Raw genomic sequence first — 15114 nt, 5'->3', positions numbered from 1 at the left:
CTCGATATGAAACTTTTCCCATTTGGGGTGCTTTCAACACCCCTCGATTTGACAGCGAGGGCCTCACCACCCATGTTCGGGTCGAAACGGCCGATCCGAATCTCATCGAAAGCGGCTCGTAATTTCCCCGTAAGCTACTGGAACTACATGAATATCGTCATTGTGGAGTCGCCGGCGAAAGCCAAGACGATCAACAAGTATCTGGGCTCGTCCTACGAGGTTCTGGCCTCGTTCGGCCATGTCCGCGACCTCCCGGCGAAGAACGGTTCCGTCGATCCGGACGCAAATTTCAAGATGATCTGGGAGGTCGACCCCAAGGCGGCCGGCCGGCTCAACGATATCGCCAAGTCCCTGAAGAACGCCGACCGCCTGATTCTGGCGACCGACCCTGATCGCGAGGGCGAGGCCATCTCCTGGCACGTGCTGGAGGTGTTGAAGGAAAAGCGCGCGCTGAAGGATCAGAAGATCGAGCGCGTGGTGTTCAACGCCATCACCAAGCAGGCCGTCACGGACGCGATGAAGAATCCGCGCCAGATCGACGGCGCGCTGGTCGACGCCTACATGGCGCGCCGTGCGCTGGACTATCTGGTCGGCTTCACCCTCTCCCCCGTGCTCTGGCGCAAGCTGCCGGGCGCCCGCTCGGCGGGCCGCGTGCAGTCGGTGGCGCTGCGGCTGGTCTGCGACCGCGAACTGGAGATCGAGAAGTTCGTCGCGCGCGAATATTGGTCGTTGATCGCGACCCTGCTGACGCCCCGCGGCGACGCATTCGAGGCGCGCCTCGTCGGCGCCGACGGCAAGAAGATCCAGCGTCTCGACATCGGCACCGGTGCGGAAGCCGAAGACTTCAAGAAGGCGCTGGAAGCGGCCGCCTACGCCGTGACCGCGGTCGATGCCAAGCCGGCCCGGCGCAATCCGCAGGCGCCCTTCACCACCTCGACGCTGCAGCAGGAAGCCAGCCGCAAATACGGCTTTGCGCCGGCGCACACGATGCGCATCGCGCAGCGCCTTTATGAGGGCATCGACATCGGCGGCGAGACCACCGGACTCATTACTTATATGCGTACCGACGGCGTGCAGATCGATCCGTCCGCGATCACCCAGGCGCGCAAGGTGATCGGCGAGGATTACGGCAACGCCTATGTGCCGGAGGCCCCGCGCCAGTACCAGGCCAAGGCCAAGAACGCCCAGGAAGCGCACGAAGCGATCCGCCCGACCGACATGTCGCGCCGCCCCGACAGCATGAGCCGCAAGCTCGATGCCGACCAGGCCCGACTCTATGAGCTGATCTGGAAGCGCACCATCGCGAGCCAGATGGAATCTGCCGAGCTCGAGCGCACCACCGTCGACATCACCGCGAAGGCAGGCTCCCGCACGCTGGAGCTGCGGGCGACGGGTCAGGTCGTCAAGTTCGACGGCTTCCTCGCGCTCTACCAGGAAGGCCGCGACGACGAGGAAGACGACGATTCGCGCCGCCTGCCCGCCATGAGTGCGGGCGACGGCTTGAAGCGGCAGTCGCTCGCCGTCACCCAGCACTTCACCGAGCCGCCGCCGCGCTTCTCGGAGGCCTCGCTGGTCAAGCGCATGGAAGAGCTCGGCATCGGCCGTCCCTCGACCTATGCCTCGATCCTCCAGGTCCTGAAGGACCGCGGCTACGTCAAGCTCGAGAAGAAGCGCCTGCACGGCGAGGACAAGGGCCGCGTCGTGGTCGCCTTCCTCGAAAGCTTCTTCAGCCGCTACGTCGAATACGACTTCACCGCCAATCTGGAGGAGCAGCTCGACCGCATCTCCAACAACGAGATCTCCTGGCAGCAGGTGCTGAAGGATTTCTGGACCGGCTTCATCGGTGCCGTCGACGAGATCAAGGATCTGCGCGTCGCCCAGGTGCTCGATGTGCTCGACGACATGCTGGGCCAGCACATCTATCCGCCCCGCGCCGATGGCGGCGATATCAGGCAGTGCCCGAGCTGCGGCAACGGCAGGCTGAATCTCAAGGCCGGCAAGTTCGGCGCCTTCGTCGGCTGCTCGAACTATCCGGAATGCCGCTACACCCGCCAGCTCGCCGCCGACAGCGAGACCACCGCCGACCGTTCGCTCGGCCAGGACCCTGATACGGGTCGCGATGTCTGGGTCAAGGCCGGCCGCTTTGGGCCCTACATCCAGCTCGGCGAGCAGAAGGATTATGAGGAAGGCGAGAAGCCGAAGCGCGCGGGCATCCCGAAGGGCACCTCGCCGGGCGATGTCGAGCTCGAGCTTGCGCTGAAGCTGTTGTCGCTGCCGCGCGAGATCGGCAAGCATCCGGAGACCGGTCAGCCGATCACGGCAGGACTCGGCCGTTTCGGGCCGTTCGTGAAGCACGAGAAGACCTACGCCAGCCTGGAGAGCGGCGACGAGGTCTTCGATATCGGCCTCAACCGCGCGGTGACGCTGATCGCGGAAAAGGTCGCCAAGGGCCCGAGCCGCCGCTTCGGCGCCGACCCCGGCAAAGCGATCGGCGATCATCCGACGCTGGGCACCGTCACGGTGAAGAGCGGCCGTTACGGCGCCTATGTCACGGCAGGTGGCGTCAACGCGACGATCCCGGCCGAGTTCGAAAAGGACACCGTCACGCTGCCGCAGGCGATCGCGCTGATCGACGAGCGCGCGGCCAAGGGCGGCGGCAAGAAGCCGAAGAAGGCGGCGAAGCCGGCCAAGGCCAAGAAGGCTACAGAGAAGGCCGCCGACGGCGATGACGCCGCGCCGAAGCCGAAGAAACCGGCCGCCAAGAAGGCGGCCAAACCCAAATCCGAATCCACCAGCAAGGCGCGCGCCGCCGTGTCGTCGACCGCAAAAACGTCGCCGACCAAGGCCGCCGCCCCCAAGGCTCCGGCCAAGAAGAGTGCCGGCAAGACCTAGATCAAGAATTAGAGGTTAAGTGAAACGCAAGAATGACCATGGCTTTCCCGACCGGAGCGCCATCGTCGCCTTCATCAAGGCAAATCCCGGAAAGGTCGGGACCCGCGAAATTGCGCGCGAGTTCGGCCTGAAGAAGGCCGATCGCATCGAGCTCAAGCGCATGCTGCGCGAGCTCGCCGACGACGGCACCATCAAGAAAAAACGCCACAAGGTTTCCGAGCCGGACGCGCTCCCGTCGACGCTGGTCGCCGACATCACCGGCCGTGACAGCGACGGCGAGCTGATCGCCTCCCCCACCGAATGGGACGAGGTCGAAAGCGGCGAACCGCCAAAAATCCTCATCGTGATGCCGCGCCGGCCAAAGCCCGGCACCGCGGCCGGAATCGGCGATCGCGCGCTGCTGCGCGTCGAGCGCTCGGATGAGAACGAAGGTCCGGCCTATCGCGGCCACATCATCAAGGTCTTCGACAAGACGAAGAGCCGCATCCTCGGCGTGTTCCGCGAGCTGCCCGAAGGCGGCGGACGGCTGGTCCCGGTCGACAAGAAGTCTGCCGACCGCGAGCTGAACATCGCCGCGGCCGACACGCACGGCGCCCGGGACGGCGACCTCGTCAGCGTCGACATCATCCGTTCGCGCGCGTTTGGGCTGGCCTCCGGCCGGGTCAAGGAGAAGCTCGGCTCGGTCAAGTCGGAGAAGGCGATCAGCCTGATCGCGATCTACGCGCACGACATCCCCCTGCAATTCCGCCCCGCGGCGGAGCGTGAAGCCGAAGCGGCAGAGCCGGCCAATCTGAAGGGACGTGAAGACTGGCGCGACGTGCCGCTCGTCACCATCGATCCGCCGGATGCGAAGGATCACGACGACGCGGTGCATGCGCAGCCCGACCCCGATCCGAACAACAGAGGCGGCTTCATTGTCGATGTCGCCATTGCCGATGTGAGCTTCTACGTGCGGCCGGGCACCGCGCTCGACCGCGACGCGCTCGATCGCGGCAACTCGGTCTATTTCCCGGACCGCGTCGTGCCGATGCTGCCCGAGCGCATCTCCAACAATCTCTGCTCGCTGGTGCCGGGCGAGCCGCGCGGCGCGCTCGCGGTGCGCATGGTGCTCGGCCCCGATGGTCGCAAGCGCTCGCACAGCTTCCACCGCATCCTGATGCGCTCGGCGGCGAAACTGAACTATGCGCAGGCGCAGGCCGCGATCGACGGCCGGCCCGACGACACCACCGGCCCGCTGCTCGATCCGATCCTGAGGCCGCTCTACGCCGCCTATGCCTGCGCCAAGCGCGCCCGCGACGAGCGCGATCCGCTCAATCTCGATCTGCCCGAGCGCAAGATCCTCTTGAAGAGCGACGGCACGGTCGATCGCGTCGTCGTGCCTGAACGTCTCGACGCGCACAAGCTGATCGAGGAGTTCATGATCCTCGCCAACGTCGCGGCGGCCGAGATGCTGGAGAAGAAGTCTCTCCCGCTGATCTACCGCGTGCATGACGAGCCGACGCTGGAGAAGGTCCACGCACTCGCGGAGTTTCTGGAGACGCTGGACGTTCCGTTCGCGAAAGGCGGCGCGCTGCGCCCGGCTTTGTTCAATCGCGTGCTGGCGCAGCTCGAAGGCCACGATCACTTCCCGCTGGTGAGCGAGGTCGTGCTGCGCGCCCAGGCCCAGGCCGAATACTCCGCCGAGAATTACGGTCATTTCGGCCTGAACCTGCGCCGCTACGCGCATTTCACCTCGCCGATCCGCCGCTATGCCGACCTCGTCGTGCATCGCGCGCTGGTCCGCGCGCTCGGCCTCGGCGAAGGCGCCCTGCCCGACAGCGAGACGCCGGAAAGCCTCGGCGAGGTCGCAGCCCATATCTCGGTGACCGAGCGGCGCGCGATGAAGGCGGAGCGCGAGACCGTCGACCGGCTGATCGCCCATCACCTCGCCGACCGCATCGGCGCGAGCTTCCAGGGCCGCGTCTCCGGCGTCACCCGCGCCGGCCTGTTCGTCAAGCTCGCCGAGACCGGCGCCGACGGCCTGATCCCGATCAGATCCCTTGGCACGGAATATTTCAACTATGACGAGAGCCGGCACGCGCTCGTCGGCACGCGCAGCGGCACCATGTATCAACTCGGCGACGTCGTCGACGTCCGCCTGATCGAAGCGGCCCCCATCGCGGGCGCGCTGCGCTTCGAGCTGCTGTCGTCCTCCAGCGAGACCGCACCGCGCGACCGCAGGCCTCCCGGCCCACAACGCCGCCCCTCGTTCAAGGCACATCCTGGACGCAGTCCGGATAAAAAACGCAAGCCGCCGAAGCAAAAGTCCGGCAAACCCAAGAAGGGCAAGGGCAAGAACAAAGGAAAAGGCGGGGGTCAGAAGGGCAAGGCATGGTGACGACGAGCACGGCCCCAAAGATCTGGACGCGCGAGACCGGCCTCGTCGAGAAGCGCGACGTCTGGACGGCCATGAAGCGCGGTTTCCGCAGCCGCTGCCCGCGCTGCGGCGAGGGCAAGCTGTTCCGTGCTTTCCTCAAAACCGCGGACAATTGCTCGGTCTGCGGCCTCGACTTCACGCCGCACCGCGCCGACGATCTGCCGGCCTATCTCGTGATCGTCATCGTCGGCCACATCGTGGTGCCCACGATCCTCTGGATCGAGACCAACTACACCACGCCGGTCTGGCTCAGCTTCGCGGCCTATCTGCCCTTCACCTTCGTCGCCTCGCTCGCGCTGCTCCAGCCGGTCAAGGGAGCTGTGGTCGGCTTGCAATGGGCTCTGCGCATGCACGGCTTTGACGACAACCCTCCGGATGGTATTCCGCCGGTCTAAGCAAATAATCAAAAAGCGGTTTGGGTGAGGACATGACGGATACGTCGCAGGGAGCCGAGAAGGCCAAGATCCACGAGGGCAAGGAAGCCGACCACCATCCCTATTTCCGCCCCCGCGATGCGGCGACGCTGATCCTGGTCGATCGCAGCGGCAGCATTCCAAAAGTCCTGGTCGGCAAGCGCCACGACAAGGTGGTGTTCATGCCCGGAAAGTTCGTCTTCCCCGGCGGCCGCGTCGACAAGGACGATTACCGCGTGCCGTGTGCTGCACCCATCACCGCCGAGCTGGAAGCCAATCTCGCCAAGGGCAGCCCGAAGACTCCGGCCTCGCGCGCAAAGTCGCTTGCGATTGCCGCAATCCGCGAGGCCTGCGAGGAGACCGGCCTCTGCCTCGGACGCAAGTCCGAGGGGAAAGCAAAACTCGAGGGTGCCTGGAAGCCGTTCGCGGATGCGGGCCTGCTGCCCGATCCCTCCAGCCTGTTCCTGATCGCACGCGCGATCACCCCGCCCGGCCGCGTCAAGCGCTTCGATACCCGCTTCTTCACCGCGGACGCTTCCGCGATCACCCACCGCGTCGAGGGGGTGATCCATGCGGATGCCGAGCTGGTCGAGCTGGTCTGGGTCGAGCTCGGCTCAAAGCCGCTCGCCGATCTGCATCCGATGACACGCAACGTGCTCAACGAGCTCGACACCCGCCTTGCCACCGGCCCGCTCCGCCACGATGCGCCGGTGCCGTTCTTCCATTTCTACGGCGGCAAGATGCAGAAGGATATCTTGAGCTGATCCAGCCGCCGAACTCTCCAGGCTCATTCACGCGATCAGCAAACTCAGCGCGGCACCTCTGAAGGCGCGGTCTTCGCTACCACCTTGTCCGTGGCCGATCGCCCATTGCTGCGGCCACGCCAGCTGATCCAGCCCTCGCGCCGTCGCAGAGGTGAAGGACGACCAACGCGTGGAATCGTGACGACGATACAAGAGACCGCCCGGGCCCATGTCCGGGTAGATCGCGACGTGAATATCGAAACCCTCGCCCGCCGGAAGATCAGGTCCAAACCAATAGGTTGGGCTTCGCCCCGGCTCACGAGCAACGATGGCTGTCAGGGTTTGTCTCGGTCCCCGAAGCCCAAGCCAGAACGGCGCGATCGAACCCGGCGCGAAAGCCGTGAAAATCGTCTGGACCGCTGCGACATCGGTCGCAGCACTTTGCCCCACGAGCCTCAGCTCGATCCGGCGCCCGCTTTCCACACGTCCGCTAAACGGTGCTTCGACATCTCCGGGCCGCAGCTCTCTCCATTTAGCGGGATCAGGATCGCGCAGCGGCCATTCCATCCTCTCCCTGACAACGCCGTCCGTATCGAGCACCTGATAACGCAGGCCTTCCTCGTCAAGCGCGGCCTGAATGCAATGCAGATACTCGACGCCTTCCGGCATCCTGTGAGCCGTTCCCGCGCCCGCAGTGCAGATCTGCAGGACACCGCGATGCGCCTGCACGTCGAAGGCGAGGATGTGGCTGCACAGATAGGCAAGCACGTTTTCGTTCACCAGGATGTCCCAGAACGGGCGAGCATATTCGTGGCCGATCTCGCGCTGATACGTCCCCGTATAGCCGTTGATCGGAAACACCGGATGATGGCCAAGGACGAGCTTGTGTCGGGCATCGCCATGCTCTCTGAGCGTTGTTTCGAGCCACCCGAGCTCGACATGGCCCTCACCTCCCAGGCCGCTCCAGAGCGTGTTGACGAACACCATCAGGAGGTCGCCGCGTCGCACGAAGTAGGAGAGGCCCACCTGTCCCGGCGGCCCATTTTTCGGCAGCGCGAGCACAGCACGAAACACCGCCTCGCTCATCAAATCATAGGTCGTGTGGTTGCCGGTTGTGTGCCACATCGGAATGGCCGCACGGTCGAGCCATGCCATTTCCGTATCCAGCCAATAGCGCCACTGCGCGCGGAGCGCGTCCGGATCCGGCGTCAGTCCGATGATTTCATCGCCCGGGAAGAGCACGAATTCAGGCTGCGGCCTCAGGCGTTGAACGACCGCATTGACCGAGGCGAAGGTCTTTTCGTGCAATCCGCCCGGCACGCCCGAACAGGAGTCGCCATACAACAGGAATTGGTGGCCCTTGCCGCGCGGTCGAAGCGCGGGAATGGAATTATTCGCTGAGGTCATGGCCTTCCATTGCGGTGTGAGGCCGCGAGGATGGCAATTTCCGCAACAGGTAGCAACAGGCCGTGGCTGGACCTAATCAGGAATCATCAGGCTCGGTGCCGACATAGTCGCGCGCCGGCAATTTCAGGACGCGGCCGATCTCGCTTGCGAGCTTGTCCGCCTCCTCGCGCCTGGTGAAGCTCTGAAGCGTGATCGGCTCGGTGCCTCTGTTGCCGCAGAGATTGACGTCGTAGGTCGTCAGATCCGCATCGTAGTCGTCGGTGATGCTGACGAAGTGATAGTCGGCGAGATCGCGCTGGCTGCGGATATTGAGCGGGCCGAACTGCCTGGTGATGACGATCTGGCGCAGCGTCTCGTTGAGCACGACGAAAGTGCGGTACGTCAGCAGGATCATTCCGGGGATGCCGACGAGCAGTCCCAACCCCGTGAACACCAGCACCGGCACGAGATCATCGGCGAGCCGGCCGAAGCCGGAAAAATCCTGGCGCAGGCCGAGGCCGACATTCCACAAGAGATAACCGCTCGCGGCCAACAGAGGCAGCGACAGCAGGCGGCCGACCCAGGGCATGGGCCGGTCGATGCGAACGGTGCCGCCGTCCACGGTCATTGCGCCTGCCATGTCGGGTCTCCTCACGAGGTCATGGCTTGGTCGAAGCGAGAGGCGGATTGGTTCGAAGAGACGCCCCGATGCGCCGGTGCAGTTCTTCCATTTCTATCGCGGCAGGATGCGACGAGATGTGCTAGGTGAGGGAACGGGTGCTTAAACGACTGGAGAATCGGATGACGTGGTTCGTAAGGCCTCTGCTCGCTTCCGTGGCGTTGTGCGGCCTGCTCTCGACGCCCGCCCATGCGGAGCTCGACGTCGCCAGATTGAAGCAAACGATCGAGACCTCCTTCGAGAGCGAATACCCGAAGCTCGACGCGCTCTACAAGGACATCCACGCCCATCCCGAGGTTGCCTACCAGGAAGTGAAGACCGCGGCGAAACTCGCCGCCGAGATGGGTGCGATTGGCTTTGAGGTCACCGAGCACGTCGGAAAGACCGGCCTTGTTGCCATCTACAGGAACGGCGACGGTCCCACCATCATGGTTCGCACCGAGCTCGACGCGCTGCCGATGGAGGAGAAGACCGGCCTGCCCTATGCCAGCCGCGACAAGCAGATCTGGCAGGGCCGCGAGACATTCGTCGCCCATAGCTGCGGCCATGACATCCACATGGCGAGCTGGGTCGGCACAGCGAAGACCCTGGTCGGCATAAAGGACCAGTGGCACGGTACGTTGATGTTCATCGCGCAGCCCGCCGAGGAAGAGGTCACGGGCGCAAAGGCGATGATCGACGATGGCCTGTTCACCCGCTTTCCGAAGCCCGACGCGGGTTTTGCCCTGCACGACGGCGGTGGAGCCTACGGCTCCGTGACCTATAGGGTCGGGGTCGGATCGTCGAATGTTGACGGTCTCTTCATCAGATTCGTTGGCCGCGGCGGCCATGGTGCGATACCGCAGGCGACCATCGATCCCGTGATGATGGCATCCCGCTTCGTCGTCGACGTGCAGAGCGTGATCAGCCGCGAAAAGGACCCGACCGAATTCGGCCTCGTCACCATCGGCGCGATCCACGCCGGCACCGCCGGCAACATCATTCCCGACGAGGCCAGGGTGATCGGCACGATCCGCAGCTTCAAGCCGCAGGTGCGCGCCAGGATGCTGACTGGGATCGAGCGGACGGCGAAGGCGGTGGCGGCGATGGCGGATGCGCCGGCGCCCGAAATCCATCTCGACGAGGGGACCAAGGCGGTGATGAACGATGCCGCTGTCGTCGGCCAGGCCGAGCGAGTGCTGAAAGTGGCCTTCGGCGACAAGTTCAACGTCAGCCCGGCAAACACGACCAGCGAGGACTATTCAGAATATGTCAACGCCGGCGTGCCTTCGATGTTCTTCAACATCGGCGTCTATGAGCCCGACCGCGTCGCCGCCGCGCGTAACGGCAGCGGCCCGCCGCTTCCCGGCAACCACTCGCCGCAATTCGCCCCGGTGCCGAAACCGACCATCCGGACCGGCGTCACCGCGATGACGCTCGCAGTGCTGAGCGCCTTCGATCAAAGGGCGCGGGGGCAGTAGCTTCCTCGCATCAGTGTCTGCGGCTTGATGGGCTTCTCAGATGCGCAATTGCGCATCTGAGCTCACGGCTCCGCGCGGCGCCCCGGAATGACGCGAACATGCTGAGAGTCGATCAAAAAACGAAAAAATCTTCCCGCCTCCCCCGATGGCGGAGTTCCCAGGCGTCCCTATGTCTTCCCCAACGACACCCAGAACGGATACGGGGCAATGGCACAACGGCAACTCAAGCTTGGCGCGTTCATGCGCCCGATCAGCATCCACACCGGCGCCTGGCGCTATCCCGGGGCCTGGCCGGACGCCAATTTCAACTTCGGCCATATCAAGACGCTGATCCAGAAGCTCGAGGCCGGCAAGTTCGATGCCTTCTTCATGGCGGACCACCTTGCCGTGCTGAACATGCCGGTCAATGCGCTCAAGCGCAGCCACACCGTGACCTCGTTCGAGCCATTCACGCTGCTGTCGGCGCTGTCCGCCGTCACCGAGCGCATCGGCCTGATCGCGACGGGCTCGACGACGTTTGACGAGCCCTACCACGTGGCGCGCCGCTTCGCCTCGCTCGACCATCTCAGCGGCGGGCGCGCGGGCTGGAACATCGTCACCACCTCGAATCCAGACGCGGCGCTGAATTTCGGCCTCGACGACCACATGGAGCATGCCGAGCGCTACAAGCGCGCCCGCGAGTTCTACGACGTGGTCACGGGCCTCTGGGATTCCTTCGCCGACGACGCCTTCGTGCGCGACGTCGAAAGCGGCGTGTTCGTCGATCCCGCGAAGATGCACGTGCTCGACCACAACGGCAAATATCTGAAGGTGCGCGGCCCCCTCAACATCGCGCGGCCCGTGCAGGGCTGGCCGGTGATCGTGCAGGCCGGCGCATCGGAGGACGGCAGGCAGCTTGCGGCAGAGACGGCGGAAGCTGTGTTCACCGGCGGCGGCCCCCTCGCCGACGGCCAGAAACTCTATGCCGACATCAAGGGCCGCATGGAGAAGATCGGCCGCGATCCTGAACATCTCAAGATTCTTCCCGGCGCCTTCGTCGTGGTCGGCGACAGCGTCGATGAGGCCAAGGAGAAGCGCGCGCTGCTCGACAGCCGCGTGCATTACGACAGCGCCATCGCCTCGCTCTCGGTCATCCTCGGCACGGATGCCTCGGGCTTCGATCCGGACGGACAACTGCCGGAGATTCCGGAGACCAACGCCAGCAAGAGCGGCCGCCAGCGCATGGTCGATCTCGCCAGGCGCGACAAGCTCACCGTGCGCCAGCTCGCCCAGCGCGTCGGCGGCTATGGCGGGCTGTCCTTCGTCGGCACGGCCAAGACCATCGCCGACCAGATGGAGGAATGGCTGGTCGGGCGCGGCTCCGACGGCTTCAACATCATGTTCCCGTTCCTGCCCGCCGGCCTCGACGATTTCGTCGACAAGGTGGTGCCGGAGCTGCAGCGGCGCGGGATTTTCCGCAAAGAGTATGAAGGGGCCACTTTGAGGGAGAATCTGGGCCTGCCGCGGCCGAAAAACCGGTTCTTCGAGGCGTAATGGGACCGTTTTGGGTGGTTTTCCGCCCTAGAGCCCCGTTCGGGGCTCTAGGTTGTTGTTTTTGACGCGTTTTCTTGACGCGAACCGGTGCCCACTTCGCTCGAAAACGCTTCGAAACCTTGACATCAGGCGGTTTCTGGCTAGGTTGCCGGCCAACGCGGGCCGTTTGGCCGGCTCCAGATTCCCTTCATTCCTGAGGTTCTGAACATGGCCAAAGCGGTCACCATCAAGGTCAAGCTCGTGTCCTCGGCTGACACCGGCTTCTACTACGTCGCCAAGAAGAATTCGCGCACCATGACCGACAAGCTGGTCAAGAAGAAGTACGATCCGGTCGCGCGCAAGCACGTCGAATTTCGCGAAGCCAAGATCAAGTAAGAAGATCAAGTAAGATCGCGGAATAAGCTACGGACTTTTGACGGGGCCTCACGGCCCCGTTTTTATTTGTGCCCTCTCCTGTCGGGGCACGAGACCGAAGTGACGCGCTGCTCCTTCTCCACGCCGTCGTTGCGGGGAGCTCTTGCGACGGAGCAATCCAGAGCCGTTCCGCCGAGGGCCACGCTTTGTGTGGATGGCGAGTTTATAGGCAGATGCCCCTTCAACCCTCGGTTGCCCAATCCGAAATGTATGTTACCGTGCATTTACCGGGGCGGCATCTCCGTCCCGAATTTGGGAAGGACATGCTCATGAAATTCTCGTCAAGCTTTGTCGTGCCCTCAGCCGTCGCTGTCTTATCAACTGCCTTGCTGTGCGCCCCGGCAGCGTCGCAAATCCCGACTGGCTCCGCCGCCACGATTCCCCCTGTCACGGTCGACGCGCCGAAACAGGTGGCAAAGCCGCACGTGTCGGAGCGGGGAGCAAACACAACGGCGCCGCGTCGGACTGCGTCAACCGCTCGAACGTCAACCGCGAGCACGCCTTCGTATGCGCCGGGTTCGGTGATGGGGAGGATTGCCAGCCTGGAGAAAGTCGCCAGCAGCTGCAACGGTGGCTGTGCATCAAGCTTCCCAAGCGGCAAAGATCCCTGGGTCGGATGCAGCGAGTCGGGCGGCGGTACGAACTATGGACCTTTCTCGCCAACGTGCCGAGACACCATCACCCATAAATCCTACCTGGATTGCGTTGAAACCAAGGTGTTCCTGGGCGAAAACCGAAACAAGGCCCACTGGTTTTGCAGCAGCCTGGCCGCCGGCAACAGGTTTAAGGTCGCCGAACTCAAGCGATCAGGACGTCGCTAGTCCATACCGCCCGCTGGCTTTCTGTTTCAGTTGAACTTGGACCCGATGTCGGCCAGCGCTGGCCGCAGCTAGCCCAGCGTCGCCCGCCGGTCGCGCGCAAGCGCACCGTCGAGGTGACGCTGCGCTGCGCCCGGGGCACGAGAGCATGGCGGCGGTGGACCATTCTTTTGCGTTCCGCAAGCAAACGATTCTTTCTGCATTTGAACGACGAGATCGCGTCAGGTCGCGCGCATGGGATCAAGCGAGCTTGTTCAGCGCAGATGTCGATCCAACTCCTCTCGCACCGGCAGCACGATTGCACCGGGCAATGATGGAGATGGACCATGACTGGACTTAAAATTCTCGCTGCCGTGGCTTTGTTGTCGGGCCTGACCGCAAGCGCCGCCTACGCGCAATCCGGCTTTGCGAGCAGCCATCCCGATACGTACGAGGCCGAGAACCCCAATCGCAACCTGAACGGCACGCTGACGCCGGCCGGTCGGCTGGGCCTCGAGTTGCCGGATGGCGCAGCTCCTGCGCAAGGCGCGGACAGCGCCATGGCTCGCGCAGATGGCACTGCTTCACGTTCCTGCGCGGAGCGTTATCGATCCTACGATCCGGCGACGAGCACCTACCTCGGGTGGGACGGCAACCGCCATATCTGCAGGTAACGCTAAGCCGCAAGTCACCGGATCAGATGGAGTTCGAACGGATGGCCAGATGACCCGGTTGGATTCGAGGCGCCGTCGAGGTGGCGTCTCGAACTTTCCATGACACCTTACGCGTCACGGCCAACGCGTGACTCTCCTCGGGTCTTCATGCTCGTCGTTCTGCCGGAGACGCCTCGGGTGCCGACGCTTGTGACAGCGCGCCCCCAAAGCGCCGCGTTGCGTCCAAGGCACGAGCGCAGAAGTAGATGTATGCTCCTGAATTGTCGCGTCCGCCATGCGCATAGAAGACGACGTTGATACCTAGTCGCTCCATGTCAACGATGGGCCATAAGCGGAAGTCGAAACGTGAAGCTTCAAGACGCGACGTCGGTCACCGAAACTCAGTCGAAGACCGCCAAAGTCTTGTCATCGCGGACCTCGAAGAAGCGAGCCGCGATGACCTCACGCTCCGAGCCGCGGGCCTTTGTCGCCAGCATACAGGCGACATAATCGGGACGTTTCGCATCCGGCTGCGAAATCATCGATTCGACCCAGGATGCCGCCAGAATGCGGCACACCTTGCGGGAGAACAGGCGCACCCAGAAACTGGCGTCGACACGTGCAAAGCCGACCAACGCGGTATGCGGTCCCCCATCGGATTGCATCAGGCAAATCGAGCTCGTATCGACACGAAAGTCCGAAGCGTACAACGGAAACCCGAACTCAGGTGGTTTGGGGGAATGGCAGTGAGCCGGCCGCCAGTCACGGTTGCCAAATTCAAGCGCCTCCGCCGGGGCCGTCTTCGCGAAGCTAGCCTTGACCTTGTCGACCGTCTTGTCCGGCTTAACAGGATCTTTTGGTTCGATCGAAAGCTCGAACGGAAAGCTCTCCACGTTCGACACCATGAACACGCCAAGGAAGCCGTACACGGAAAATCCAAAGGGACGTGTTTCGACAACCTTGTCTCCGACACGGGCCACCCATGTCAGCTTATGGGAAGACATCGACGCAAATGTCGACGCATCCGGTCCATACTTGGCTTTGGCTGCGCGATTCCATTCGTCGATGTGCGAGAGGTCCGCCTTTTCCGATGTTGTAACATCGAAATACCCAGTCCGGCGCGTATGCGGGACAGGCCAATCCGTCACCAGGAGGGCAACGGAGATTGCTGCCGCCCCGCAAAGCGCTGCCGCCACGATCACTTTCTTAAGCACCGGCGTCACCGATTGACTGAGCGACAAAGCCATTGCGGCAGCTAAGATTCGCGCCGAATGTTGCATGTCCCTTGCGTTGATTGAGGCCGGTAATGTAAGCAACCAAAGGTTAAGCTCCGGTATCAGCAGCACATGACGGTGCTGAGGGCCGCTCTGGCTCACAAGCCCCCATCACGAAGAAACAGCACGGCGTCCGCTGTGAGCTCCCAAGCTGCCCGCTACGCCGTCCGCAACACCGGCGCCGGCGGCTGCGACGGCCGGATCAGCGCGAACGCAACGCGGATGATGCCGCGGGCAAGTCCGAGCGCCACGCCGATGCGCCAGGCCATGGTGTAAGAGCCAAGCGCGCTTCCAGGATGACCCCGCCCGCTATGCGTGCCGAATACGACATCAAAGCTAGACGGCTCATGAACCGTAAGCGTCGTTATCAGGCCACGGCTTTGAGGAACTGAGTGCGGTAGGCCCAAGGCAATAGCTGGTCGATGTCGCGGTTCGGATGACCACTGACGATCCT

Annotated in this window: 12 protein-coding genes; 9 read left to right on the top strand and 3 right to left on the bottom strand. The window is 63.6% G+C overall.

Features of this window, described 5'->3' with window-relative positions; genetic code table 11:
- Positions 1 to 147 precede the first annotated feature (147 nt).
- From topA to AC0L3X_RS33970, 4 genes are read left to right on the top strand one after another with little or no spacing between them, the layout of a single operon-like run.
- A complete protein-coding gene (topA, locus tag AC0L3X_RS33985) occupies positions 148 to 2892 on the top strand; it encodes a type I DNA topoisomerase (RefSeq protein WP_063982806.1) in 2745 nt (914 codons plus the stop codon).
- A gap of 19 nt (positions 2893 to 2911) precedes the next feature.
- Positions 2912 to 5269 (top strand): ribonuclease R, encoded by a 2358-nt coding sequence (gene rnr, locus AC0L3X_RS33980; RefSeq protein ID WP_063982805.1) that lies wholly within the window; start codon positions 2912 to 2914, stop codon positions 5267 to 5269.
- A complete protein-coding gene (locus AC0L3X_RS33975; RefSeq protein ID WP_063982804.1) occupies positions 5263 to 5703 on the top strand; it encodes a DUF983 domain-containing protein in 441 nt (146 codons plus the stop codon). Before rnr ends, AC0L3X_RS33975 begins: the two co-directional genes overlap by 7 nt.
- 32 nt (positions 5704 to 5735) lie before the next feature.
- Positions 5736 to 6485 (top strand): NUDIX hydrolase, encoded by a 750-nt coding sequence (locus tag AC0L3X_RS33970; RefSeq protein WP_063982803.1) that lies wholly within the window; start codon positions 5736 to 5738, stop codon positions 6483 to 6485.
- Positions 6486 to 6512: 27 nt separating this feature from the next.
- Here AC0L3X_RS33970 and AC0L3X_RS33965 read toward each other — a convergent pair whose 3' ends face one another.
- Together AC0L3X_RS33965 and AC0L3X_RS33960 are read right to left on the bottom strand one after the other, a co-directional pair.
- Positions 6513 to 7871, bottom strand: a complete 1359-nt coding sequence (locus tag AC0L3X_RS33965; RefSeq protein ID WP_063982802.1) for a metallophosphoesterase family protein — start codon at positions 7869 to 7871, stop codon at positions 6513 to 6515.
- Between the two features lie 76 nt (positions 7872 to 7947).
- Complete coding sequence (locus tag AC0L3X_RS33960; protein WP_063982801.1) at positions 7948 to 8490, bottom strand: hypothetical protein; 543 nt, start codon at positions 8488 to 8490, stop codon at positions 7948 to 7950.
- A 161-nt stretch (positions 8491 to 8651) separates the two neighbouring features.
- Here AC0L3X_RS33960 and AC0L3X_RS33955 point away from each other — a divergent pair, with 161 nt between their 5' ends.
- The 5 genes from AC0L3X_RS33955 (at position 8652) to AC0L3X_RS33935 (ending at position 13407) form a co-directional block, all read left to right on the top strand.
- A complete protein-coding gene (locus tag AC0L3X_RS33955; RefSeq protein WP_063982800.1) occupies positions 8652 to 9989 on the top strand; it encodes an amidohydrolase in 1338 nt (445 codons plus the stop codon).
- A gap of 207 nt (positions 9990 to 10196) precedes the next feature.
- Entirely contained in the window at positions 10197 to 11522 is a 1326-nt protein-coding gene (locus AC0L3X_RS33950) for an LLM class flavin-dependent oxidoreductase (RefSeq protein WP_063982799.1), read from the top strand.
- A gap of 207 nt (positions 11523 to 11729) precedes the next feature.
- Complete coding sequence (rpmG, locus tag AC0L3X_RS33945) at positions 11730 to 11897, top strand: 50S ribosomal protein L33 (protein ID WP_007603295.1); 168 nt, start codon at positions 11730 to 11732, stop codon at positions 11895 to 11897.
- Between the two features lie 308 nt (positions 11898 to 12205).
- Positions 12206 to 12757: a hypothetical protein gene (locus AC0L3X_RS33940; RefSeq protein ID WP_084795366.1), complete on the top strand. Its 552-nt coding sequence runs from the start codon at positions 12206 to 12208 to the stop codon at positions 12755 to 12757.
- A 323-nt stretch (positions 12758 to 13080) separates the two neighbouring features.
- A complete protein-coding gene (locus AC0L3X_RS33935; protein ID WP_063982797.1) occupies positions 13081 to 13407 on the top strand; it encodes a BA14K family protein in 327 nt (108 codons plus the stop codon).
- A 380-nt stretch (positions 13408 to 13787) separates the two neighbouring features.
- Here the strand turns inward: AC0L3X_RS33935 and AC0L3X_RS33930 are convergent, their stop codons facing one another.
- A complete protein-coding gene (locus AC0L3X_RS33930) occupies positions 13788 to 14633 on the bottom strand; it encodes a hypothetical protein (RefSeq protein ID WP_187388031.1) in 846 nt (281 codons plus the stop codon).
- Between the last annotated feature and the right edge of the window lie 481 nt (positions 14634 to 15114).

The sequence above is a fragment of the Bradyrhizobium sp. MI1.7 genome (genome assembly GCF_055811795.1).
This window is presented reverse-complemented; position numbering and strand designations above follow the sequence as displayed.

Coding starts and splice junctions, on each gene's coding strand:
- AC0L3X_RS33935 (WP_063982797.1), top strand. CDS start 13,081: ATGACTGGACTTAAAATTCTCGCTGCCGTGGCTTTGTTGTCGGGCCTG.
- AC0L3X_RS33965 (WP_063982802.1), bottom strand. CDS start 7,871: ATGACCTCAGCGAATAATTCCATTCCCGCGCTTCGACCGCGCGGCAAG.
- AC0L3X_RS33930 (WP_187388031.1), bottom strand. CDS start 14,633: ATGGCTTTGTCGCTCAGTCAATCGGTGACGCCGGTGCTTAAGAAAGTG.
- AC0L3X_RS33970 (WP_063982803.1), top strand. CDS start 5,736: ATGACGGATACGTCGCAGGGAGCCGAGAAGGCCAAGATCCACGAGGGC.
- AC0L3X_RS33955 (WP_063982800.1), top strand. CDS start 8,652: ATGACGTGGTTCGTAAGGCCTCTGCTCGCTTCCGTGGCGTTGTGCGGC.
- AC0L3X_RS33960 (WP_063982801.1), bottom strand. CDS start 8,490: ATGGCAGGCGCAATGACCGTGGACGGCGGCACCGTTCGCATCGACCGG.
- AC0L3X_RS33975 (WP_063982804.1), top strand. CDS start 5,263: ATGGTGACGACGAGCACGGCCCCAAAGATCTGGACGCGCGAGACCGGC.
- AC0L3X_RS33950 (WP_063982799.1), top strand. CDS start 10,197: ATGGCACAACGGCAACTCAAGCTTGGCGCGTTCATGCGCCCGATCAGC.
- topA (WP_063982806.1), top strand. CDS start 148: ATGAATATCGTCATTGTGGAGTCGCCGGCGAAAGCCAAGACGATCAAC.
- AC0L3X_RS33940 (WP_084795366.1), top strand. CDS start 12,206: ATGAAATTCTCGTCAAGCTTTGTCGTGCCCTCAGCCGTCGCTGTCTTA.
- rpmG (WP_007603295.1), top strand. CDS start 11,730: ATGGCCAAAGCGGTCACCATCAAGGTCAAGCTCGTGTCCTCGGCTGAC.